This is a genomic window from Nonomuraea pusilla (genome assembly GCF_900109355.1).
Classification (GTDB): domain Bacteria; phylum Actinomycetota; class Actinomycetes; order Streptosporangiales; family Streptosporangiaceae; genus Nonomuraea; species Nonomuraea pusilla.
Window position 1 is genome coordinate 224,643 of the sequence record NZ_FOBF01000009.1, and the last position, 21,232, is coordinate 245,874.

General features: G+C 72.3%; 23 protein-coding genes. 9 read left to right on the forward strand and 14 right to left on the reverse strand.

Features of this window, described 5'->3' with window-relative positions; all coding sequences use genetic code 11:
* The first annotated feature begins 34 nt into the window (after positions 1-34).
* The 4 genes from BMX74_RS20810 to BMX74_RS20825 are packed head-to-tail and all read left to right on the forward strand — an operon-like array spanning position 35 to position 3,773.
* A complete protein-coding gene (locus BMX74_RS20810) occupies positions 35-907 on the forward strand; it encodes an SIS domain-containing protein (protein ID WP_091102324.1) in 873 nt (290 codons plus the stop codon).
* The gene (gene nagA, locus BMX74_RS20815) at positions 904-2,037 is read left to right on the forward strand and encodes an N-acetylglucosamine-6-phosphate deacetylase (protein ID WP_055506443.1); all 1,134 of its coding nucleotides are present in this window, start codon (positions 904-906) and stop codon (positions 2,035-2,037) included. The genes BMX74_RS20810 and nagA overlap by 4 nt, the downstream gene beginning before the upstream one ends.
* Positions 2,037-2,939, forward strand: coding sequence for a 1-phosphofructokinase family hexose kinase (locus BMX74_RS20820; protein ID WP_055506442.1), 903 nt, complete (start codon positions 2,037-2,039; stop codon positions 2,937-2,939). The genes nagA and BMX74_RS20820 overlap by 1 nt, the downstream gene beginning before the upstream one ends.
* A gap of 9 nt (positions 2,940-2,948) precedes the next feature.
* Positions 2,949-3,773: a class II fructose-bisphosphate aldolase gene (locus BMX74_RS20825; protein WP_055506441.1), complete on the forward strand. Its 825-nt coding sequence runs from the start codon at positions 2,949-2,951 to the stop codon at positions 3,771-3,773.
* Between the two features lie 9 nt (positions 3,774-3,782).
* Here BMX74_RS20825 and BMX74_RS20830 read toward each other — a convergent pair whose 3' ends face one another.
* The 3 genes from BMX74_RS20830 to guaB form a co-directional block, all read right to left on the reverse strand.
* Positions 3,783-4,241 carry a GNAT family N-acetyltransferase gene (locus BMX74_RS20830; protein WP_063792251.1) on the reverse strand — a complete coding sequence of 153 codons (459 nt, stop codon included), beginning with the start codon at positions 4,239-4,241 and terminating at the stop codon, positions 3,783-3,785.
* 89 nt (positions 4,242-4,330) lie between these two features.
* Positions 4,331-5,452 carry a GuaB3 family IMP dehydrogenase-related protein gene (locus tag BMX74_RS20835; protein WP_176573497.1) on the reverse strand — a complete coding sequence of 374 codons (1,122 nt, stop codon included), beginning with the start codon at positions 5,450-5,452 and terminating at the stop codon, positions 4,331-4,333.
* Between the two features lie 4 nt (positions 5,453-5,456).
* Positions 5,457-6,938, reverse strand: a complete 1,482-nt coding sequence (gene guaB / locus BMX74_RS20840; RefSeq protein WP_055506438.1) for an IMP dehydrogenase — start codon at positions 6,936-6,938, stop codon at positions 5,457-5,459.
* A 464-nt stretch (positions 6,939-7,402) separates the two neighbouring features.
* On the opposite strand from guaB, the gene BMX74_RS20845 reads away from it, so the two are divergent.
* Positions 7,403-8,437, forward strand: a complete 1,035-nt coding sequence (locus tag BMX74_RS20845) for a helix-turn-helix transcriptional regulator (protein ID WP_055506437.1) — start codon at positions 7,403-7,405, stop codon at positions 8,435-8,437.
* A 39-nt stretch (positions 8,438-8,476) separates the two neighbouring features.
* Positions 8,477-8,854, forward strand: a complete 378-nt coding sequence (locus BMX74_RS20850; protein WP_055506436.1) for a DUF5319 domain-containing protein — start codon at positions 8,477-8,479, stop codon at positions 8,852-8,854.
* On the opposite strand, the gene BMX74_RS20855 is transcribed toward BMX74_RS20850, so the two are convergent.
* The 5 genes from BMX74_RS20855 to BMX74_RS20875 all read right to left on the reverse strand — a co-directional run bounded on the left by BMX74_RS20855 (position 8,815) and on the right by BMX74_RS20875 (position 13,167).
* Positions 8,815-9,015, reverse strand: coding sequence for a hypothetical protein (locus tag BMX74_RS20855; RefSeq protein WP_091102266.1), 201 nt, complete (start codon positions 9,013-9,015; stop codon positions 8,815-8,817). The genes BMX74_RS20850 and BMX74_RS20855 overlap by 40 nt on opposite strands.
* Positions 9,012-9,647 carry a sigma-70 family RNA polymerase sigma factor gene (locus BMX74_RS20860; protein ID WP_091102327.1) on the reverse strand — a complete coding sequence of 212 codons (636 nt, stop codon included), beginning with the start codon at positions 9,645-9,647 and terminating at the stop codon, positions 9,012-9,014. Before BMX74_RS20860 ends, BMX74_RS20855 begins: the two co-directional genes overlap by 4 nt.
* Positions 9,648-10,116: 469 nt before the next feature.
* A complete protein-coding gene (gene groL / locus BMX74_RS20865) occupies positions 10,117-11,736 on the reverse strand; it encodes a chaperonin GroEL (protein WP_055506434.1) in 1,620 nt (539 codons plus the stop codon).
* 72 nt (positions 11,737-11,808) lie between these two features.
* Positions 11,809-12,120, reverse strand: coding sequence for a co-chaperone GroES (groES, locus tag BMX74_RS20870; RefSeq protein WP_055506433.1), 312 nt, complete (start codon positions 12,118-12,120; stop codon positions 11,809-11,811).
* A gap of 195 nt (positions 12,121-12,315) precedes the next feature.
* Positions 12,316-13,167: an NAD-dependent epimerase/dehydratase family protein gene (locus BMX74_RS20875; RefSeq protein WP_091102268.1), complete on the reverse strand. Its 852-nt coding sequence runs from the start codon at positions 13,165-13,167 to the stop codon at positions 12,316-12,318.
* A 100-nt stretch (positions 13,168-13,267) separates the two neighbouring features.
* Between BMX74_RS20875 and BMX74_RS20880 the strand changes: the two genes are divergently transcribed.
* From BMX74_RS20880 to BMX74_RS20890, 3 genes are all read left to right on the forward strand, one after another.
* Complete coding sequence (locus BMX74_RS20880) at positions 13,268-13,762, forward strand: MarR family winged helix-turn-helix transcriptional regulator (protein WP_055506431.1); 495 nt, start codon at positions 13,268-13,270, stop codon at positions 13,760-13,762.
* Between the two features lie 93 nt (positions 13,763-13,855).
* Complete coding sequence (locus tag BMX74_RS20885; RefSeq protein WP_091102270.1) at positions 13,856-15,115, forward strand: class I SAM-dependent methyltransferase; 1,260 nt, start codon at positions 13,856-13,858, stop codon at positions 15,113-15,115.
* Between the two features lie 193 nt (positions 15,116-15,308).
* On the forward strand, positions 15,309-17,096 hold the full coding sequence (locus tag BMX74_RS20890) for a hypothetical protein (RefSeq protein WP_143078708.1): 1,788 nt from the start codon (positions 15,309-15,311) through the stop codon (positions 17,094-17,096).
* Positions 17,097-17,112: 16 nt separating this feature from the next.
* Here the strand turns inward: BMX74_RS20890 and BMX74_RS20895 are convergent, their stop codons facing one another.
* The 6 genes from BMX74_RS20895 to BMX74_RS20920 form a co-directional block, all read right to left on the reverse strand.
* Positions 17,113-17,670, reverse strand: a complete 558-nt coding sequence (locus tag BMX74_RS20895) for a YciI family protein (RefSeq protein ID WP_091102275.1) — start codon at positions 17,668-17,670, stop codon at positions 17,113-17,115.
* Positions 17,671-17,701: 31 nt separating this feature from the next.
* Complete coding sequence (gene tsaD / locus BMX74_RS20900; protein ID WP_055506427.1) at positions 17,702-18,733, reverse strand: tRNA (adenosine(37)-N6)-threonylcarbamoyltransferase complex transferase subunit TsaD; 1,032 nt, start codon at positions 18,731-18,733, stop codon at positions 17,702-17,704.
* On the reverse strand, positions 18,726-19,157 hold the full coding sequence (gene rimI / locus BMX74_RS20905; RefSeq protein ID WP_055506426.1) for a ribosomal protein S18-alanine N-acetyltransferase: 432 nt from the start codon (positions 19,155-19,157) through the stop codon (positions 18,726-18,728). The genes tsaD and rimI overlap by 8 nt, the downstream gene beginning before the upstream one ends.
* A gap of 11 nt (positions 19,158-19,168) precedes the next feature.
* Complete coding sequence (gene tsaB, locus BMX74_RS20910) at positions 19,169-19,813, reverse strand: tRNA (adenosine(37)-N6)-threonylcarbamoyltransferase complex dimerization subunit type 1 TsaB (RefSeq protein WP_091102278.1); 645 nt, start codon at positions 19,811-19,813, stop codon at positions 19,169-19,171.
* Between the two features lie 61 nt (positions 19,814-19,874).
* Positions 19,875-20,414: a class F sortase gene (locus BMX74_RS20915; RefSeq protein WP_055506424.1), complete on the reverse strand. Its 540-nt coding sequence runs from the start codon at positions 20,412-20,414 to the stop codon at positions 19,875-19,877.
* 6 nt (positions 20,415-20,420) lie between these two features.
* On the reverse strand, positions 20,421-21,107 hold the full coding sequence (locus BMX74_RS20920; protein WP_143078709.1) for a hypothetical protein: 687 nt from the start codon (positions 21,105-21,107) through the stop codon (positions 20,421-20,423).
* Positions 21,108-21,232 lie beyond the last annotated feature (125 nt).

Genomic DNA, 21,232 nt, shown 5'->3' on the forward strand with positions numbered 1-21,232 from the left:
AAGCACAAACAAGCAAAACTTGTGGAGGCGAGTGGTGACCACCCACACCGAGGCCGAGATCGCGTCCCAGCCGGAGTGCTGGCGCCGCGCCGTCGCGAACGTTCCCGCCGACGCGCTGCCGCGGCCCGGAGAGCGCGTCGCCGTCGTCGGCTGCGGCACCTCCTGGTTCGTCGCGATGGCGTACGCCGCCCTGCGCGAGCGCGCCGGGCAGGGCGAGACCGACGCGTTCGCCGCCTCCGAGGCGCCCATCGGCCGCGCGTACGACCGCGTGCTCGCGCTGACCCGCTCCGGCACCACCACCGAGGTGCTCGACCTGCTCGCCACGACCGGCTCCAGGACGGTCGCCATCACCGCCGACCCGGACACGCCCGTCATGACGGCCGCCGACCAGGTGATCGTGCTCGACTACGCCGACGAGAAGTCCGTCGTGCAGACCAGGTTCGCCACCACCCAGCTCGCCCTGCTGCGCGCCAGCCTCGGCGAGGACCTCACCCAGGCCGTCGCCGACGCCGAGCAGGCGCTCGCCGAGCCGCTGCCCGACGTCCTCACCGGCGCCGAGCAGTTCACCTTCCTCGGCAGCGGCTGGTCCGTCGGGCTGGCCCAGGAGGCGGCGCTGAAGATGCGCGAGGCGTCGCGGTCGTGGACGGAGGCGTACCCGGCGATGGAGTACCGCCACGGCCCCATCAGCATCGCCGGGCCCGGCCGCGTCACCTGGATGCTCGGGCAGGCCCCGGAGGGGCTGCGCGAGCAGGTCGAGGCCACCGGCGGCACCTTCGTGCAGAGCGGCCTCGACCCGATGGCCGAGCTGATCCGCGCGCAGCGCGTGGCGGTGGCACGGGCGTTCGCCGCCGGGCTGAACCCGGACGAGCCCATGCACCTCACGCGATCTGTGATCCTTTCCTCATGAGCCTTACTCTCGCCGACGCCCGGATCGTGACCACTGACGGCATCCACGACGGGTGGCTGACCATCGAAGACGGCCGCATCACGCACGTCGGCCGCGGATCCGCCCCCCGTCCCGGTCACAGCCTGGGCGGGCGGCACGTGGTGCCCGGCTTCGTCGACGTCCACAACCACGGCGGCGCGGGCGGATCCTTCCCGGCGGGCGACCCAGGGACGGCGCGCGACGCCATCGCGCTGCACGAGCGCCACGGCACCACCACCATGGTGGCCAGCCTGGTCACCGACACCCTCGACGGCCTGGCCAGGGCGGCGTCCGCGCTGGCCGAGCTGTGCGAGGACGGCCTGCTCGCCGGCATCCACTTCGAGGGCCCCTACATCGCCAGGTCGCGCTGCGGCGCCCACGACCCGTCGCTGCTGCGCGACCCGTCGGCGCAGGAGCTCGCCGGCCTGTTCAAGGCCGCCAGGGGGCACGCCAGGATGGTCACCATCGCCGGCGAGCTGCCCGGCGGGCTCGACGCCATCCGCATGACCGCGGGCGAGGGCGTGATCGCGGCCGTCGGCCACAGCGACGCCGACTACGACCAGACCCTGCAGGCCGTCGAGGCGGGAGCGACCGTCGCCACCCACCTGTACAACGCGATGCCGCCGCTCGGCCACCGCGCGCCCGGCCCCGTCGCCGCGCTGCTGGAGGACGAGCGCGTCACCGTCGAGCTGATCAACGACGGCGTCCACGTCCACCCCGCCATGCTGCGCCTCGCGTACGAGGTGGCCGGGCCCGGCCGCACCATGCTGGTCACCGACGCCATGTCCGCCACCGGCCTGGGCGACGGCGAGTACGTCCTCGGCCCCATGCGGGTCCGCGTGGAGGACGGCGTGGCCAGGCTCGTCGAGGGCGGCTCCATCGCCGGCTCCACCCTCACCATGGACGTCGCCTTCCGCCGCTCGGTGCGCGAGCTCGGCCTGTCGCTGCCCGACGCCGCCCAGGTGGCCTCGCTCACGCCCGCCCGCGTGCTGGGCCTGGCCGACCGCGTCGGCTCGATCGACGTCGGCAAGGACGCCGACCTCGTCGTGCTCTCCGACGACCTGGAGGTGGCCGGCGTGATGCGGCGCGGCGCCTGGATCACGGAGCCCTGATGATCCTCACCGTGACGCTCAACGCCGCACTCGACGTGACCTACGAGGTCCCGCCCGTCGCGTGGGACGGGGTCAACCGCGTCTCCTCCGTCCACAGGCGGGCCGGCGGCAAGGGCGTCAACGTGGCCCGCGTCCTGGCCGCGCTCGGCCAGGACGTGCTGGTCACGGGCCTCGCGGGCGGCCCGACCGGCCGCCTCGTCGAGGCCGACCTGCGGGCCGCCGGGCTGCCGCACGCGCTGTGCGGCGTCGCCGCCGACTCCCGCACGACGCTCGCGGTCACCGAGCCCGGCCGCACCACCCTGTTCAACGAGCCCGGCCCCGAGGTGACCGCCGCCGAGCTGTCCTCCTTCATGGAGCAGTACGACGAGCTGCTGACCGGCGCCGACGTCGTCGTGATCTCCGGCAGCCTCCCCCGTGGCGTCCCCGCCGACGTGTACGCGACGCTGGCCGCCGCGGCGGCCGGCCGCGGCGTGCCCGCCGTCGTCGACGCCGACGGCGAACCCCTGCGCCACGCGCCCGCGGGCCGCCCCTCCGTCGTCAAGCCGAACGCCGAGGAGCTGGCCAGGGCCGTGCCGGGCGGCACGGCCGCCGAAGGCGCCGAGGAGCTGCGCGCCAGGGGCGCCGAGTCGGTCGTCGTCTCGCTGGGCGCCGACGGGCTGCTGGCCGTCACCCCCGAGGGCGTGTTCGGCGCGCGCATGCCGTACCGGGTCGAGGGCAACCCCACGGGGGCGGGCGACGCGCTCGTCGCCGGGCTCGCGCTCGGCCTGCTGGAGGCCACGCCGTGGCCGGACCGGCTCAGGAGGGCCGCCGCGCTCGGTGCCGCCGCCGTGGCCGCGCCCGTCGCCGGCGACTTCGACAGGGACGTCTACGCCGACATCCATCCCCAGATCGTCATCACGTAAGGAGCCGTCATGCCCCTCGCCGGAATCGGCGACATCGTCCGCCAGGCGCCCGCGGGGGTGGGCGCGTTCAACGTGATCCAGCTGGAGCACGCCACCGCCATCGTCGCGGGGGCCGAGGCGCTCGGCCTGCCCGTCGTGCTGCAGATCAGCGAGAACTGCGTGCGCTACCACGGCGCGCTGGAGCCCGTCGCGCTGGCCTCGCTCGCGGTCGCCAGGCGGGCCTCCGTGCCCGTCGCCGTGCACCTCGACCACGCCACCGACCGCGCGCTCGTCCAGGAGGCGGTGGAGCTCGGCCTCGGCTCCGTCATGTTCGACGCCTCCGCGCTGCCCGACGAGGAGAACGTCGCCGCCACCGCCGACGTCGCCGCCTGGTGCCATGAGCGCGGCGTCTGGGTGGAGGCCGAGCTGGGCGAGGTGGGCGGCAAGGACGGCGTGCACGCCCCCGGCGTCCGCACCAAGCCGCACGAGGCCGTCGAGTACGTCGCCAGGACCGGCGTCGACGCCCTCGCCGTGGCCGTGGGCAGCTCACACGCCATGACCACCAAGGACGCCGTGCTCGACCTGGAGCTCATCGCCGAGCTGCGCGCCGCCGTGCCGGTGCCGCTGGTGCTGCACGGCTCGTCCGGCGTGCCCGACGACACGCTGAGCGCCGCCGTACGGGCCGGCATGAAGAAGATCAACATCGCCACTCACCTGAACAAGGCGTTCACCGGCGCCGTACGCGACTACCTGGCGCGCGACGCCAAGGTCGTCGACTCCCGCAAGTACCTCAGGGCCGGCCGCGACGCGGTGGCCCGCGAGGTGACCCACCTGCTGGGCGTCCTCACCGGCTGAGCCGGCCGCTCAGGTCGCCAGTTCCTTGCGCATCATGACCGCGCTGCGCCCCTCGATGCCCACCCGGCCGGTCTCGACGTAGCCGAGCCGGGTGTACAGGGCGATGTTCGACGCCATCTTGACGTTCGTGTACAGGCGCAGCGCGGGCAGCCCCAGGCGGGCGGCCTCGTGCTCGGCGTACGCCAGCAGCCGCCTGCCGACGCCCCTGCCGTGCAGCCCGGGGCGCACCGCGACGTTGTCGACGAGCAGCACGCCGTCCTCGGGGACCAGCACGATCAGGCCGTCGATCTCCTCGCCCACGACGTGCACGCGGCCCGCCCCGATCAGCGCGCCGTAGTCGGCCTCCATCGGCAGCGGGCGCATCCCCACCACGTCGATCCACGGCTCGTACGCGTCGTGGACGAGCCGCTCGACGGCGGCCTGGTCGGCCGCCACGGCGAGCCGCACATCTCCCCAGGATCCGGTCATGCGTCCCATGATCGCAGCATTCGCACGCCCCTGACGGCGGACGGTGGCCGGCGCGAGGCCGGCCACCCCACCTCCGAACGGAGGAGCCGTCAGCGCTGGATGGGCGCCACGACGACCTCGACCCGCTGGAACTCCTTGATGTCGGAGTAGCCGGTGGAGGCCATGGTGCGCTTGAGCGCGCCCATGAGGTTCATCGAGCCGTCGGCCACGCTCGACGGGCCGTGCAGGATCTGCTCCAGCGTGCCCACCGTGCCGAACTCCACGCGGCGCCCGCGCGGCAGGTCGGGGTGGTGCGCCTCGGAGCCCCAGTGGAAGCCGTGCCCCGGCGCCTCGACGGCACGCGCCAGCGGCGAGCCCACCATGACGGCGTCGGCGCCGCAGGCGATGGCCTTGGCGATGTCGCCCGAGGTGCCCATGCCGCCGTCGGCGATGACGTGGACGTACCGGCCGCCCGACTCGTCCAGGTAGTCGCGCCGGGCCGCCGCCACGTCGGAGATCGCGGTGGCCATCGGCACCGCAACGCCCAGCACGTTCCTGGTGGTGTGCGAGGCGCCGCCGCCGAAGCCCACGAGCACGCCCGCCGCGCCGGTGCGCATGAGGTGCAGCGCCGCGGTGTACGTGGCGCAGCCGCCGACGATCACCGGGACGTCCAGCTCGTAGATGAACTGCTTGAGGTTGAGCGGCTCGGCCCGGCCGGAGACGTGCTCGGCCGAGACCGTGGTGCCGCGGATGACGAAGATGTCGACGCCCGCCTCGATGACCGCCTTGTGGTACTGGACGGTGCGCTGCGGCGACAGCCGCACGGCCGCGGTGACCCCCGACGCGCGGATCTCCTCGATCCTGCGGCCGATCAGCTCTTCCTTGATCGGCGCCGCGTAGATCTCCTGCAGCCGCCTGGTGGCCGCCGCCGTGTCGAGGCTCGCGCACTCCTCCAGCAGCGGCAGCGGGTCCTCGTACCGCGTCCACAGACCTTCGAGGTCGAGCGGGGCCAGGCCGCCGAGCCGTCCGATCTCGATCGCCGTGGCGGGCGAGACGACGCTGTCCATGGGGGCGACGACGACGGGCAGCTCGAACCTGTAGGCGTCGATCTGCCAGGCGATCGAGACCTCCTCGGGGTCACGGGTACGCCGCGAGGGCACGAGGCCGATCTCGTCGAGCGCGTAGGCGCGGCGCCCGGTCTTGCCCCGGCCGATCTCCACCTGCTGAGTCATGAACTTACCTTCTGTGATAGTTCGGAGCTTCCACGGTCATCTGGATGTCGTGGGGGTGGCTCTCCTTGAGTCCCGCCGACGTGATCGGCATGAGCTCGCAGTCGGTGTGCATCTGCTCGATCGTGCGGCAGCCGGCGTACCACATGCCCTGCCGCAGACCGCCGACGAGCTGGTGCGCCACGGCCGCGACCGGGCCGCGGTAGGGCACCTGGCCCTCGATGCCCTCGGGGATGTACTTGTCCTCGCCGCCGACGTCGGCCTGCGCGTAGCGGTCCTTGCTGAAGGAGGTGCCGCCGCGCTCCCGGTTGCGTACGGCGCCCAGCGACCCCATGCCGCGGTAGGACTTGAACTGCTTGCCGTTGATGAAGATCAGCTCGCCCGGCGACTCCTCGCAGCCGGCGAGCAGCGAGCCGAGCATGACCGTGTCGGCGCCGGCCGCGATGGCCTTGACGATGTCGCCGGAGTACTGCAGGCCGCCGTCGCCGATGACCGGCACGCCGGCGGGCGCGCACGCCCTGGACGCCTCGTAGATGGCCGTGACCTGCGGCGCGCCCACGCCCGCGACCACGCGGGTGGTGCAGATGGAGCCCGGGCCCACGCCGACCTTGACCGCGTCGGCGCCCGCCTCGACGAGCATCTGCGCGCCGGCCCTGGTGGCGATGTTGCCGCCGATGACCTCGACCTTGCTGTTGGCCTTGATCTTGGCGATCATGTCGGCCAGGCCCTTGGAGTGGCCGTGCGCGACGTCGACCACGACCACGTCGACGCCCGCCTCGATGAGCGCCTTGGCGCGCAGCTCGGCGTCGCCGCCGACGCCCACGGCCGCGCCCACCACGAGGCGGCCGTCGGAGTCCTTCGTGGCCAGGGGGTACTGCTCGCTCTTGGTGAAGTCCTTGACCGTGATGAGGCCGCGCAGCCTGCCCTCGGCGTCGACCAGCGGCAGCTTCTCGATCTTGTTCTGCCGCAGCAGCGCGAACGCCTCGTCACGCGACACCCCGACGGGCGCGGTGACCAGCGGCATCTTGGTCATGACCTCGCGGACGGGCCGCGTCTGGTCGGTCTCGAACCGCATGTCGCGGTTGGTGACGATGCCGACGAGCGTGCCGGACACGTCCGTGACGGGCACGCCGGAGATGCGGTAGGTGGCGCACAGCCGCTCGACGTCGGCCAGGGTGTCGTCGGGGCTGCAGGTGACCGGGTTGGTCACCATGCCGGCCTCGGACCGCTTGACCAGGTCCACCTGCTGCGCCTGCTCCTCCACGGAGAGGTTGCGGTGGAGGATGCCGATGCCGCCCTGGCGCGCCATCGCGACCGCCATGCGGGCCTCGGTGACGGTGTCCATGGCCGCGGAGACCAGCGGGATGGACAGCGTGATGCCCCGGGAGAGGCGCGACCTGGTGTCGGCCTCGCCCGGCTGGAGATCTGAGTACCCGGGCACCAACAGCACGTCATCGAAGGTCAAACCCATCTCGGTGAACTTGGACATGCTGCGGCCCCCTCCTGCCGTTGCGCTGATTGAGCCTAAGTCTAGGGCCTGGGTCCAAAACGCACTGATGCCGGGAGGACGATGACCCCCACGGCCCGTCGTACTCCCGGCATCGAATGGCGCCGGGGGACGGGACGGTCGGTGAATCCGTCACACATCCCCCGGCCGCCGGCATCCGGACAGGCAGGCGTGAGCGCCACCGAACCCCCCTCCGTGTCCTGATGGCCGCGCTGCCTGTCCCTCGGCGAATGCCGACGCTAGGTAAAGCCTGCGTCACTCACCGGCACGGCGGCAATGTGAAAAGGTGCAACTGCACGAAGTTGCAGCCCGCCGCACCGCTCCGGGGGCTCCCGGGGCGCGCCGGTTCCGGGCAACCGGGGGTCGTCCTGCGCAAGACGGGGACAGGCGCGTGCCGCCCGGCTATCCTCTCGGCACGCCCGTGTCCCCCACCGGAGCCGCCACAGATGCCCAACGAGCACCGCACCTCCCCGCACCGGCTGTCCGACCCGCTGTCCGACTCGCTGGAGACGCTGGGCCTCGACCCGGCCCAGACGGCGCTCTACACGGCGGTGCTGCGCCTGCACAGGGCCACCCGCACGGAGCTCGCGCAGGCCATGGACGGCTCCGTGGAGAAGGTGGGACGCCAGCTCGACGACCTCGTCAGGCTGGGCGTGGTCGACGAGCGGTCGGGCGAGTACCTCGCCAGGCACCCGGCCGCGGCCCTCGGCCGCGTGATCGCGCAGCGGCTCGACCGGCTGGCCGAGGAGAGCCGCAGGATCGACTCCGCGCTCGGCTCGATCCGCGGCCTCATCCACGACTACGACGCCGGCCACGACTACCAGAACGGCCGGTTCCCCGTGGAGCTGGTGAGCGGCGCGGACGTGCTGTACGAGAGCGTGGTGGGCATGGCGGTGCAGTCGCCGCCGATGGCGCTGCTGATCGCCATCCCCGACGAGCGCACCATGACGGATTTCGCCCACAAGTTTGCCGATCCTTGGATCGACGCGCAGCAGCGCGGCCTCCTGACCGTCCAGACCGTCGTCCCGGTGTCGACGCTGGCCCTGCCCGGCGTACGCGACCAGCTCACCAGGCTCGTCGAGACCGGCGGTCAGGCCCGCACGCTCGACCGGGTGCCGAGCTGGTTCATGACGGCCGGCGCGGAGACGGCGGGGCTGCCCGCGTTGTGGGGCGGCAACCTGCCCGACCACGCCTACAACTTCTACCTGGTGCGCACCCCGATCGTGACGGGCGTGCTGCGCACCCTCTTCCACGAGCTGTGGGGCCGCGCCGTCCCCCTGCCGTGGGGGCGCAAGGGCGACGGCATGGTGCGCGTGCTGCGCCTGGCCGCGCAGGGCATGTGCGACGACTCCATCGCCCGCCAGCTCGGCGTCTCCGTGCGCACGGTCCGGACCCGGTTCGCCGAGGCGATGGCGGAGCTGGGCGCCCAGTCGCGCTTCCACGCCGGCGTGGAGGCCGCCCGGCGCGGATGGCTGGGGTAATACTCACCGCTCAGCCCTGTTCGGTCATATGGTGGGAAGGTGCTGGAAGACGTCCCCCGCGACCCGTTCGCGGACGATCCGAACGACCCTTCCTCGGCGATGGGCGAGCTCGACGACGCCGAGCCGCTCACCGCGGCCGAACGTGACGAGGCCATCACCGACCTCGCCGACGTCGAGGTGTTCCGCTCGCTGCTCGAACCGCAGGGAGTGCTCGGGCTCGTACTCGACTGCCCGGAATGCGGTGAGCAGCACTACTTCGACTGGGAGCTTCTGCGGGGCAACCTGCGCCAGATGATCGAGAACGGCCGGCCGCAGGTGCACGAGCCGGCCTTCCACCCCGATCCCGCCGACTACGTCAGCTGGGAGTACGCCAGGGGCTACGTCGACGGCGTCATCGACACCGAGGAGCGCCACTGACCCACGTCGCCGAGCCCGTCGTCGAGCCCGTCGTCACCCGCGGCGCCGAGCGTGTCGTCGAGCAGGGCGGCGAGCAGCCACGCGGCGGGATCGCCCGGGTCGGGCAGCTCTCCCCGCGCGAGCGCGTCGAGGAGCGCGTCGCTCTCTTCCTCAGGCGTCAAGCCGACTCCAGCTCGGCCATCTGCCGCAGCCTGGCCAGCGCCCGATGCTGGGCGACGCGGACGGCACCTGGTGACATACCGAGTACATTACCGGTCTCCTCGGCCGAGAGCCCCGAGACCACCCGCAACAGCAGCAGTTCCCGCTGGTTGTCCGGCAGGCGGGCGAGCAGCCTGCGCGCGTGCTCGACCTCGATGTAGCGCACCACCGTCTCCTCCGGCCCCGGCCCGTCGTCGGGCCCGTCCGGGAGGTCCTGCGTGGGCACGGCGGAGCGCACGGAACTGCGCAGGGCGTCGGCCACCTTGTGCGAGGCGATACCGAAGACGAATGACGCGAACGGCCGGCCCATGTCCCGGTACCTCGGCAGCGCTGACAGCACCGCGATGCAGACTTCCTGGGCCACGTCATCGGCAATGTGATATTGCCCGGAAACCCTGCCCAGCCTGGCGCGGCAATAGCGCACCACCATCGGACGCAACTCGCCCAGCAGGGATTCGATCGCGGTGCGATCTCCCTGGACGGCGAGGCTCGTCAGTTCCCTTAGGTCGGAGTCATCCGTCCGTGCCGGAAGTCTCGACGCGAGCCTTACCCCAATTTTGGCGTCGGCGACGCTTCCCTCGCTCACGATAGGCATGATGCCCGTACTGATCCGGCCTGTCGTCATGGCGAACGGCTACGGATTGGTCACATTGGCGCGACGATAACTGTCGGTAATCATCCGATGACACTAAGGCGAATCGGCTGCCATAATGTTTCAGGCCATAAGCCGAAATGCGTGGGAATTGTCAGACCCCCGACGCATAACGCGCCTTGCGGGTTTACCTCAATAAACAACTTCCCGCGACGCCTCCCCGGTGGCCGCCCGCGCGGCCCGGCGCCCGCCCCAATGATCGGGAAACGTTTACAGCTCCCGGACATGGGCTCACAAAAAAGAAAAAGGGTTATGAAAAGGAAGGGCCCGCGCCGTCGAGCGGCGCGGGCCTCCCTCGCAGTGGGTCGGTGACCGTCACCACCGGCCCGGCCTGAGCCGTCGGACCTGGTGGCGGTGGGTCGGTGACCGTCACCACCGGCCCGGCCTGAACGGCCGGGCCTGGTGTGGTGGGTCAGTGGCCGTGGCCGTGACCGTGGCCCTGGCCGGCGGCCGGAGCCTCCTCCTCGGGCTTGTCGACCACGAGGGCCTCGGTCGTGAGCAGCATGCCCGCGATCGAGGCGGCGTTCTGCACGGCGGAGCGGGTGACCTTGACCGGGTCGATGACGCCCTGCGCCACGAGGTCGCCGTACTCGCCGGTGGCGGCGTTCAGGCCGTGGCCGGTGGGCAGCTCGGCGACCTTGTGGGTCACGACGTAGCCCTCCAGGCCGGCGTTCTCGGCGATCCAGCGGGCCGGCTCGACCAGCGCGCGGCGCACGACGCCGACGCCGGTGGCCTCGTCGCCGGTCAGGCCGAGGTCGTCGAGGTCCTTGGAGACGTGGATCAGCGCGGAGCCACCGCCGGAGACGATGCCCTCCTCGATGGCGGCGCGGGTCGCGGAGATCGCGTCCTCGAGACGGTGCTTCTTCTCCTTGAGCTCGACCTCGGTGGCGGCGCCGACGCGCAGCACGCACACACCGCCGGCGAGCTTGGCCAGGCGCTCCTGCAGCTTCTCGCGGTCCCAGTCGGAGTCGGACTGCTCGATGGCGAGCTTGATCTCCTTGACGCGGTCCTCGATGGCCTGCTGGTCGCCGGCGCCGTCGACGATGGTCGTGTTGTCCTTGGTGACCACGATGCGGCGGGCGGTGCCGAGCACCTCGAGACCGACGTGCTCCAGCTTGAGGCCGACCTCCTCGCTGACGACCTGGCCGCCGGTGAGGATGGCCATGTCCTGCAGCATCGCCTTGCGGCGGTCGCCGAAGCCGGGGGCCTTGACGGCCACGGAGGTGAAGGTGCCGCGGATCTTGTTGGTGACCAGGACGGCCAGGGCCTCGCCCTCGACGTCCTCGGCGACCACGAGCAGCGGCTTCTTGGTCTGGGCGATCTTCTCCAGCAGCGGCAGGAAGTCGGCGATGGAGGAGATCTTGCCCTGGGTGAGCAGGATGTAGGCGTCCTCCAGGACGGACTCCATGCGCTCGGGGTCGGTCACCATGTACGCCGACAGGTAGCCCTTGTCGAACTGCATGCCCTCGGTGAACTCGAGCTCCATGCCCATGGCGTTGGACTCTTCGACCGTGAGGACGCCGTCCTTGCCGACCTTGTCGAACGCCTCGGCGATGAGCTCGCCGATCTTGGCGTCCTGGGCGGAGATCGTCGCGACGTTGGCGATCTCGTTCTTGTCGCCGACCTCGCGGGCGCTGGCGAGCAGCTTGTCGCTGACCTCCTTGGCGGCCCTGTCGATGCCGCGCTTCAGCGACAGCGGCGAGGCGCCGGCGGCCACGTTGCGCAGGCCCTCGCGGACCATGGCCTGGGCCAGGACGGTCGCGGTGGTGGTGCCGTCGCCCGCGATGTCGTTGGTCTTGGTGGCGACTTCCTTGGCGAGCTGGGCGCCGAGGTTCTCGTAGCGCTCCTCCAGCTCGATCTCACGCGCGATGGTGACACCGTCGTTCGTGATCGTCGGGGCGCCGAACTTCTTGTCGATGACGACGTTGCGGCCACGCGGGCCGAGCGTCACCTTGACGGCGTCGGCGAGGGCGTTGACGCCGCGCTCGAGCGCGCGCCGCGCGCCCTCGTCGAACTCCAGGATCTTGGCCATGCTGATGAGTCCTCTCCTAGCGTCGAAGGCCCCGGCCGCCCGCAAGAGCGCCCGGGGCCCGACACATCCGGCTTACTTCTCGATGATCGCGAGAACGTCGCGGGCGGAGAGCACGAGGTACTCCTCGCCGCCGTACTTGACCTCGGTGCCGCCGTACTTGCTGTAGAGGACGATGTCGCCCTCGTTGACGTCGAGCGGAATCCGCTTCTCGCCGTCCTCGTCCCAGTTGCCGGGGCCCACCGCGAGGACCTTGCCCTCCTGCGGCTTCTCCTTGGCGGTGTCCGGGATGACCAGGCCGGAAGCGGTGGTCTGCTCGGCCTCAAGCGGCTGGACCACGATGCGGTCGCCGAGCGGCTTAACGGGAACTCTGGTGGCGGTCGTCACGATCGGACCTCCCCTTCAGATTTGACTGATCTAGAAGAGGCGACCAGCGGGGCCTGCCGTCGCGGGTGTCAGACCTGCCTCGTCGCACGTTGGCACTCTCAAGGGGAGAGTGCCAACAGGAAACATATGCAAGAGGGGCTTGACAGTCAACACGAACGCGTCCGCTGAGGGCGATCAGCGGCGAACTGCCCGCGATCAGGCGTACGAGCCCTCGACGAGATCGGCGACGACGCCGGGACGCGTGGGGTTCCAGCCTAGGGCCGCCCTGGTCCGCGCGGCGCCGACACGCTGGCCGAGCGCCAGGGCCTGCGCGAAGCCCTCGCCCAGCACGGCGGCGGCCTCCTCCAGCGGCCACGGTCGCGCCACCGGCTCCGCCCCGGCGGCCCGCGCGGCGGCCACGGCCACCTCGGTGACCGGCACCCCCTCCTCGCTGATGCCGTGGTAGACGGCCGCCCCGCCCTTCTCCGCGGCGGTCACCAGCAGGTCGGCCAGGTCGTCGACGTGGACGAACGTCCAGGTCGGCACCGCGCCCCCCGCGCTGACGTAAACGCCCTCGCCGCGCTGCGCGGCCTGCGCCTTCAGCAGCGCGGCGATGCCGCCGCCGCGCCCGTGCACGACGCCCGGCCGCACGACCGTGCCGCCCGCGTCCAGCACCAGGCGCTCGATCTCCGGCCGGTACGCCACCGCCGGGATCGGGTCCACCGGGCTCTCCTCGTCGCCGCCGTCGGACGGTCCGAGCACCCAGACCCCGCTGACGTACAGGAGCCTCTTGCCGGTGCGCGTCAGGGCGGCGATCGCCTCCAGGTCGGTCTCGCGGTCGCCGGTCAGGTTCGCGGTGTGGACGATGACGTCGATCTCGGGGGTCACGGCGGCGAGGGCGGTGCCGTCGGCCAGGTCGCCGTACCGCTCGTCGGCCACGCCGGGCAGCCTCCTGGAGCCGTCCGCGGAAGGCCGGACCACCGCGGCCACCTCGTGACCCCGCTCGGCCAGGCGCTCCAGCAGGACTCCTCCGATGTATCCCGTCGCGCCCAGAACCAGGACCTTCATTGTCCCACCTCAAAAATTTCGACGTTGAACTTTTCAACGTCGAGGTTAGCGTGCCGGGCATGACATTTCAACATCGAAGCTTTGGGGTACGCTGAGGGGCATGGACGACGCGGTCGACGTGATACTCGGGCAGTGGGCACGCGCGCGCCCCGACGCCAACGTGTCCGCCATGGGCGTGGTCGGCCGGGTCTCGCGCGCCTCGCGCCTGCTCGAACGCGGCGTGAAGGAGTTCTTCGCCGAGCACGGCCTGGAGGCGTGGGAGTTCGACATGCTCGCCACGCTGCTGCGCAGCGAGAACGCCACCATGTGCATGAAGGACCTGTCCGCCTCCGCCATGGTCAGCCCAGGCGCGCTGACCAACCGCATGGACCACCTCGTGGAGCGCGGCCTGGTCGAGCGGCACCCGGCGCCCCACAACCGGCGCATGACGATGGTCGTCCTCACCGACGAGGGCAGGGCCCTCGCCGGCGACCTGCTCGACCTCCACCTCGCCAACGAGGAGCGCCTGCTGGAGGGCCTCACGCAGGACGAGCGCGACGCGCTGGCCGGCCTGCTGCGCAAACTGCTGGTCTCGCTCGGCGACACCCGGCTCTGAGCACGAGCGGGCCTGCTGCGCAAGCTGCTGGTCTCGCTCGGCGACATCGGGCTCTGAACGCGGCATCCCGCGCGAGGCGCTAACGTCGTCGCCGTGGACCTCGACGCCTTCACCGAGCTGCTGACCCCGCGCGGGCAGCGGGCGCTGGCGGAGGCCGAGGAACTCACCGGAGCCGACCCGGTCGCCGCAGCCACCACGCTGCGCAGGACGTACGACGCGGCTCTCACCTCCGCCGCGCTCACGCAGGCCGGGCTGCGGGCGAGGGCGCGGGCCAAGTTCGGCGACGACGCCGCGCGCATGTACTTCACCCCGCACGGCCTCGAACAGTCCACGAGGGCCGAGGTCGCCGCCCACCGCGCCCGCCGCCTGACCGCCACGCCGAACAGCCCGCAGCCCGCACCCCAGCCCGGACAGCAGCCCGTGCGGGAGCCCGTGCCCTCGGGTCGACGGCAGGCCGGGCCGCGCGTCGTCGACGCCTGCTGCGGCATCGGCGGCGACCTGCTCGCGCTCGCCCGCGCGGGATGCGCCGTCGACGCCGTCGAGGCCGACCCCCTGACCGCCGCCGTCGCGCGCGCCAACGCCCGCGCGCTCGGCGTGGCCGACCTGGTGACGGTCTCGGTGGGCGACGCCGCCGACGTCGAGCCCGAACGGTACGACGCGCTGTTCGCCGACCCGGCCAGGCGCACCGGCAGGGGCAGGACGTTCGACCCCATGGCCTACTCCCCGCCCTGGCCCGTCGTGCTCGACCTGGTCGCGCGGGCGGCGCGGGCGTGCCTCAAGGTCGCCCCCGGCATCCCGTACGAGTTCATCCCGGCCGGCGCCGAGGCCGAGTGGGTGTCGTACAAGGGGGAGGTCAAGGAGGCCACGATCTGGACCGGGCCGGGCACGGCCCCGCCCGGCGGGCTGCTCAGGCGCGCCACGCTGCTGCCCGGGGGCCACACCCTCACCGCCACCGGAGTCCAGGCCCCCGTCGGCCCCGTCGGCCGGTACGTCTACGAGCCCGACGGCGCCGCCGTGCGCGCGCACCTGGTGGGCGAGGTGGCCGAGCTGGTGGGCGGCAGGCTCGCCGACCCCATGATCGCCTACATCACCGGCGACGCCGCCGTCGACACCCCCTGGGCCTCCAGGTACGAGGTCCAGGAGGTCATGCCGTTCTCGCTGAAAAGGCTGCGGGCGGCGCTCAGGGAACGCCGGGTCGGAAACCTCACGCTGAAAAAGCGGGGCTCCGCCGTGGACATCGAACGGCTGCGCGCGGATTTGCGGCTTTCCGGCGATGAATCGGCCGTCGTGATTCTCACCAGGATCGCCAACAAACCCTCGGCCATCATCTGCAACCCTTCCCGACCTGCCTGAACGGCAAATCAGGCCATTATCCCGTCAATCGCGATCTTTCACGTCGCCACCGCCTGACCTTGATCGAAAGGCTAAGGTGGACGCGCGGGAGTTCTCCCCCTCTTGCCATTAGTCGCGTTCTCGCCTTTCCATCTGCAAACCGGACCTACCCCACCGCTGCGCGGCACCCCGTCGGCGAGCGAAGGAGCTTTCGGTGGACCATTCCAACCACACCACCCTTCTTCAGGCAGGCGGCCAGACACCCGTCCACGAGAGGATGCGAGACCTGCTGGCGCGCGCCGCTCAGGACCACGTCTACGAGCAGCGCACCCAGGGCGCGATCCTCGACGAGATCCGCCAGCGGCTCGAAGGCATGGAGTGGCTGCTGCGCGAGGTGCGCGAGCGCGAGCTCGGCGGCCTCAGCGGCACCCTGGAGGCCGTGAGCGGGCGGCTCGACGACTTCACGTCCAAGCCGCCGATGTGGGCGGAAGGGCTGGCGCAGCACGTCGAGGCGGTGCGCGACCACGTCGACGCGGTGGGCGAGCAGGTCGGGGCGGTCGACGCCAGGGTGCACAGCGTCAGCCAGACCGTCACCCCGGTGGCCGAGCTGCCGGGCGTGCTCGAAGACCTGGGCGCGATGGGCGAGAGCGTCGAGGAGGCGCTCAGGCGGCTGCAGTCAGTGCTCGACGGCACCGACGGCATCACCAGGGGCATGGCCGAGTTCGCCGCCAAGCTGACCCAGCTCCACTCCGGCATGGAGGCCGCGGCCGGCCGCTTCTCCAGGCTCGACAAGTCGCTGGCCGACCTGACCGCCCGCACCGAGCGCGTCGAGGGCGTCGTCACCGGGCTGGTCGCGGGCGTCGGCGAGCGCGTCTCCGGCATCGCCGAGCAGGTGTGCGTCAAGGTCGACGCGGCCGAGCAGCACCTGACCGTCCGGCTCGACGAGACCGGGCAGCGCGTCGCGGCGCGGCTCGACGCCGCCGACGAGCGGCTCACGTCCCGCCTGGCCGACGCCGACCAGCGCATCACCGCCCGGCTCGACGCCGCCGACGAGCGGCTGGCCGCCCGGCTCGCCGAGGCCGAGCAGCACATCGCCGCCCGCCTCGACGACACCGGCCAGCGCGTCGCCGACCAGCTCGACGAGACGGAGCAGCGGCTCACCGGCCGCCTCGACGGCATCGACAGCAGGAGCGACCGCGCCGAGGGGCGGCTCATCGCCGTCGAGACCCGGCTCACCTCCATCGACGGCCGCCTGGAGACCACCGACGAATGCCTGTCCGAGCTCGACGCCCGCCTCGACGGCGTCGACGGCAAGGTCACCGGGCTCGACAAGCGGCTCACGTCCGTCGACGGGCAGCTCGGCACGCTCGACAAGCGCTTCGGCTCCTTCGACGCCCACCTCGCCCGCCACGACGACCGCTTCGACGCCCTCGACGTCCGCGTCGACAACCGGTTCACCAGGCTCGACGAGCGCATCGGCGAGTCCGCGACGCGCAGCGAGGGCCGCTTCAACAAGCTCGACAACCAGATCGAGTCGATCGACGAGCGGCTGGGCGAGGCCGAGGAGCACCTCATCAGCCGCTTCGACGCCGTCGACGGCGCGGTGGGCGGGCTCGACACCCGCTTCAACGGCCTCGACACCCACCTCAGCGGGCTCGCCACCCGCGCCGAGCGGGCCACCGAGCAGCTGGAGGCCGTCGACGACCGCGTCGAGGCCGTCAGTCAGCGCGTGAGCCAGCTCCCCGCCGCCCTCGGCATCCCCGAGCAGCTCGGCGACCTGCTGGAGACGAAGGCCACCGACCAGGCCGACCGGCTCACGGCCGCCGCCGCCGCGCTGACCGATCTCGTCCGCTCGCGTCCCGACCGCGACGAGCTGGAAAAGACCGTGTCCGGCATCGTCCAGCCCGCCACCACCGACCTCACCAAGCGCCTCAGCGCCCTGGAGGAGACCATGCTGGCGCTGGCCGAAGCCCTCCTGCGCCCCACCCGCGGCAAGGACTGACCACCCGCCCCGCCGGTTACCGGCCTCGCGCGGCGGGCCTGCCGCCGAAGCGCCAGGGGTGCACCTCCACGAGGTCGTCGCCGCCCGCCGGCAGCAGTGCCGCCGCCGACTCCCGGTCGGGCGCCTCCACCAGGGCCGCCCGGCCGAGCCGCGCCACACCGTCGAGGGCGAGCAGCTCGCCCGAGGCGATCAGGTGCGCCGAGGCTGCCGGCGCGGGGCCGGAGCCGCCCATGGCCAGCACCAGGAAGCGGTTGTAGCCGGCCACCGCCCCGGTGAAGTCCCACATCGTACGGCCCAGAACGTTGCGGAAGCGGCACAGCAGCACCGACTCGAACACGCCGGCGCGGTAGTACGGCTCGTCGTAGGCGAACGCGCGGGCGGCCCGCACGTCCGGGAGGTCCACGACGTGCAGGCTGCCCGTCGACTCGGCGTCGTCGTCGTGGCCGGTCAGCGTGGGGCCGCGGGCCACCATCGCCTCGCCGTACCCGTCCATGAAGGCCCAGTGCTCCTCGCTCAGGCTCAGCTTGAGCGGGAAGGCGCCGGGGCGGTCGCGGCCGTACACGAAGAACTCCACGACCGCCCAGCCTAGATCACCGGGAGGGGCCTCAGACGTGGACGGTGGTGATGGGGAGGGAGGAGTCGGCCGGGATGTCGAGCATCGAGGGGGTGATGCCGGCGGCCACCAGGTTGGAGCCCAGGGCGGCGACCATGGCGCCGTTGTCGGTGCACAGGCCCGGCCTGGGGACGCGCAGCCGCACCCCCGCCGCGTCGCAGCGCTCCTGGGCGAGGGCGCGCAGCCGCGAGTTGGCCGCCACGCCTCCGCCGATCAGCAGGTCGTGGACGTCGTACTTCTTGCACGCCGCGAGCGCCTTGCGGGTGAGGACGTCCACGACGGCCTCCTGGAAGGACGCCGCGACGTCGGGGACGTGGATGGTCTCGCCGGCGGCCTGCCGCGCCTCGACCCAGCGGGCGACGGCCGTCTTGAGCCCGGAGAAGGAGAAGTCGAGCGTGCCGTCGTCGATCTTGCCGCGCGGGAAGGTGACGGCGGTGCCCGAGCCTTCGCGGGCGGCCCTGTCGATGTGCGGGCCGCCGGGGAACGGCAGCCCGAGCACGCGGGCCACCTTGTCGAACGCCTCGCCGGCCGCGTCGTCGACGGTGGAGCCGAGCGAGATGACGTCCTGGGCGACGTCGGGCACGAGCAGCAGCGACGAGTGTCCGCCGGACACGAGCAGCGCGACGCAGGGCTTGGGCAGCGGGCCGTGTTCGAGCTGGTCGACGGCGACGTGCGCGGCGAGGTGGTTGACGCCGTAGAGGGGCACGCCGAGCCCGAGCGCGTACGACTTGGCGGCGGCGACGCCGACCAGCAGGGCTCCGGCGAGGCCGGGACCGGCGGTGACGGCGACGGCGTCGACGTCGGAGAGCCTGACGCCGGCGGCGGCGAGCGCGGCCTCGACGGTGGGCGTCATCGCTTCGAGGTGGGCGCGGGAGGCGACCTCGGGGACGACGCCGCCGAAGCGGGCGTGCTCGTCCATGCTGGAGGCGATGGTGTTGGCCAGCAGCGTGTGACCGCGGACGAGCCCGATGCCGGTCTCGTCGCAGGACGTCTCGATGCCCAGGACCAGAGGTTCGTCAGCCATCCAGCTTCCTTCTCATCATGATCGCGTCGGTGCCGTCGTCGTAGTAGCGGCGGCGGATGCCGATCTCCTCGAACCCGAAATGCTGGTAGACGCCGCGCGCCTGCGCGTTGTCGGCGCGGACCTCCAGGAAGATCTCCCTGGCTCCTCGCCTGCGTGCCTCGGCCAGCAGCTCGGTGAGCATGGCGCCGCCGACGCCGGTGCCCTGGTGCTCCCGCAGGACGGCGATGGTCTGGACGTCGGCCTGGTCGGCGGCGCAGGCGAGCCCGGCGTAGGCGACGATCCTGCCGTCGGCGACGGCCACGACGTAGTGCCTGGTGCGCGGCTGGTCGGCGAGCTCGCCGCGCATCATGCCCTCGCTCCAGGCGTCGAGCGGGAACATGGCCCGCTCGATGGCCATGACCTCGGGCAGGTCGGCCTCGGTCATCTGCCGAAGCTTCACGCCGTCACCCTCTTGGGCGCGCCGGGGACGACCGCGTCGGGCCTGCGCAGGTAGATGGGCCTGGGCGGGTCGAGCGGGGCGCCGGAGGCGATGCGCTCGGCGGCCAGCGCCGCGAGGAACCCGGCGTACGGGTACGGCGGCTCCCCGCCCTTGCCGAGGACGTCGGGGTAGAGGGCGGCGCCGGCGCCGACGACGGGCAGGCCGTCGAGCGGCACCTCGGCGGGCCGGTTCACGAAGGGGCCCTCGGCGCGGGTGCGCAGGTCGGCGTACCGGGCCCAGAACACCTCCTTGCGGCGGGCGTCGGTGGCGACCAGGAACGGCTCGGTGCGCCCGCTGCCGTAGGCGAGGGCGTCGAGCGTGCAGACGCCGTACGCGGGGACGCCGAGCGTGGCGGCGAGCGCCTGCGCGGTCATGAGGCCGACGCGCAGGCCCGTGTAGGGGCCGGGGCCGCTGCCCGCGGCGATGGCGGTGACGTCGCGCAGCGTGGCGCCCGCCTCGGCGAGGACACGCTCGACGGTGGGGACGAGCAGCTCGCCGTGGCGCCGGGCGTCGATCGTCGTCGACTCGGCGAGCACCCGCTCCCCGTCGTGGAGGGCGGCGGTGACGGCGGGAGTCGCGGTATCAAAGGCCAGGACCAGCACGACTGTTTAGCCTACCCGCAGGAGGGGGGCCACCCGGCCGGTACGCGCGATCCTCCCGCGCTCAGGCGCGGGAGGCGTACACGATGATGTTGTCGAGGTACTCGCCCTTGGCGTAGTCGAAGACGCCGCCGCAGGTGACGAGCTTGAGGCCGTCCTCCAGGTAGACCTTCCGGGTGGGGAAGCGGTCCTTGTGCACCTGCTCGATCGCGTCCACCTTGAACCGCACGACCTTGCCGTCGCTGCGCTCCACCTTGACGATCTCGCCCTTGCGCAGCTGCCTGAGCCGGTAGAACACGGCGGGCGCGGTCTTGGTGTCGACGTGCCCGACGATGACGGATGCGCCCTTCTCGCCGGGCACGGCGCTGCCGGTGTACCAGCCGGCGACCTTGGGCTTCTCGTACGGCGGCAGTTCGAGCTCGCCGTCCTTCAACCCGAGCTTCATCAGGGGCGCCTCGACGTCGATCGAGGGGATGTCGATGGTCTTGGGCACGACGGCGGCCTGCGCGGTGGTGCCGGTGGTGGTCTGCAGGCTCTTGCCGAACGCGACGAGGAGGAGGCCCGTGACGGCGCCCGCGACGACCACCCGTCCTGGACGGGCCATGGGAGCTTACCCGCGGCCGCGCCGCTTGATGACGTACGCGATGCCGCCCGCCAGGGCGAGCCCGAGGAGCACGCCGGCCGGGCCCAGCGGGAGGGTGGACGCGTCGCCGGCCTCCTGCGCGTACGTGCCGCCGCCGCCCGCCCTGGGCGCCTTCGTGGGCACGGTCGTGGGCAGCGTCTCGGCCGCGTTCACCCGCAGCGTCGCCCTGCCCATGTCGTTGGTGCCGTCGCACTTGACGTCGACGCGGTAGGAGCCGCGCTTGACGGTGCCGGAGACCGTGGCCTCGCCCCGCACCCACGGCGAGTCGCCCGTGGCGCCCGTGGCGGTGGGCGTGCTGCCCCCGGCGGGGACGGGGTTGAGCGCCACGCCGCTGAGGAACGCCTTGGACGTGGCGGTGCCGGTGTGGGCGGGACCGCCGGACGGCACCGGGCAGTTGGCGAGGATCCACACCTTCGATGTCTCGCCCGCGGTGACCTTGTCGGGGTTCAGCTCCACCTGGATGGTGGGCCTGGTGGCCGTGGCGGTGGGCGAGGCCGACGCGGTGGGGCCGCCGGTGGGCGTGGCGCTCGGCGACCCGGACGGTGTGGTGTCGGCCGAGGCTGTGCACCCGGTCAGACCGACGATGACGATGGCTCCCGCGTACGCGACCCGCCTGACCCTGAGCACCGCCGCACCCCACTTTGCCGTTGACACCCAGCCATCCACCAAGATGTGGACGTCGCCCCTCCTGATACCCAGAAAATCCGGGCGAATCCCATACCGTTGATCACGATTTACGTGACCGGCACGGTGGTTCCAGGGTGCCAGCGTTGCCGTGG

Excerpts from the sequence above, each read along its gene's own strand:
- BMX74_RS20860 (WP_091102327.1), bottom strand. The coding sequence starts at position 9,647 with ATGCCTATCGTGAGCGAGGGAAGCGTCGCCGACGCCAAAATTGGGGTA.
- BMX74_RS20915 (WP_055506424.1), bottom strand. The coding sequence starts at position 20,414 with ATGGCCCGTCCAGGACGGGTGGTCGTCGCGGGCGCCGTCACGGGCCTC.
- BMX74_RS20825 (WP_055506441.1), top strand. The coding sequence starts at position 2,949 with ATGCCCCTCGCCGGAATCGGCGACATCGTCCGCCAGGCGCCCGCGGGG.
- nagA (WP_055506443.1), top strand. The coding sequence starts at position 904 with ATGAGCCTTACTCTCGCCGACGCCCGGATCGTGACCACTGACGGCATC.
- BMX74_RS20880 (WP_055506431.1), top strand. The coding sequence starts at position 13,268 with ATGGACGACGCGGTCGACGTGATACTCGGGCAGTGGGCACGCGCGCGC.
- guaB (WP_055506438.1), bottom strand. The coding sequence starts at position 6,938 with ATGTCCAAGTTCACCGAGATGGGTTTGACCTTCGATGACGTGCTGTTG.
- BMX74_RS20820 (WP_055506442.1), top strand. The coding sequence starts at position 2,037 with ATGATCCTCACCGTGACGCTCAACGCCGCACTCGACGTGACCTACGAG.
- BMX74_RS20875 (WP_091102268.1), bottom strand. The coding sequence starts at position 13,167 with ATGAAGGTCCTGGTTCTGGGCGCGACGGGATACATCGGAGGAGTCCTG.
- rimI (WP_055506426.1), bottom strand. The coding sequence starts at position 19,157 with ATGACCGAGGCCGACCTGCCCGAGGTCATGGCCATCGAGCGGGCCATG.
- tsaD (WP_055506427.1), bottom strand. The coding sequence starts at position 18,733 with ATGGCTGACGAACCTCTGGTCCTGGGCATCGAGACGTCCTGCGACGAG.
- BMX74_RS20835 (WP_176573497.1), bottom strand. The coding sequence starts at position 5,452 with ATGACTCAGCAGGTGGAGATCGGCCGGGGCAAGACCGGGCGCCGCGCC.
- groL (WP_055506434.1), bottom strand. The coding sequence starts at position 11,736 with ATGGCCAAGATCCTGGAGTTCGACGAGGGCGCGCGGCGCGCGCTCGAG.
- BMX74_RS20830 (WP_063792251.1), bottom strand. The coding sequence starts at position 4,241 with ATGACCGGATCCTGGGGAGATGTGCGGCTCGCCGTGGCGGCCGACCAG.
- BMX74_RS20845 (WP_055506437.1), top strand. The coding sequence starts at position 7,403 with ATGCCCAACGAGCACCGCACCTCCCCGCACCGGCTGTCCGACCCGCTG.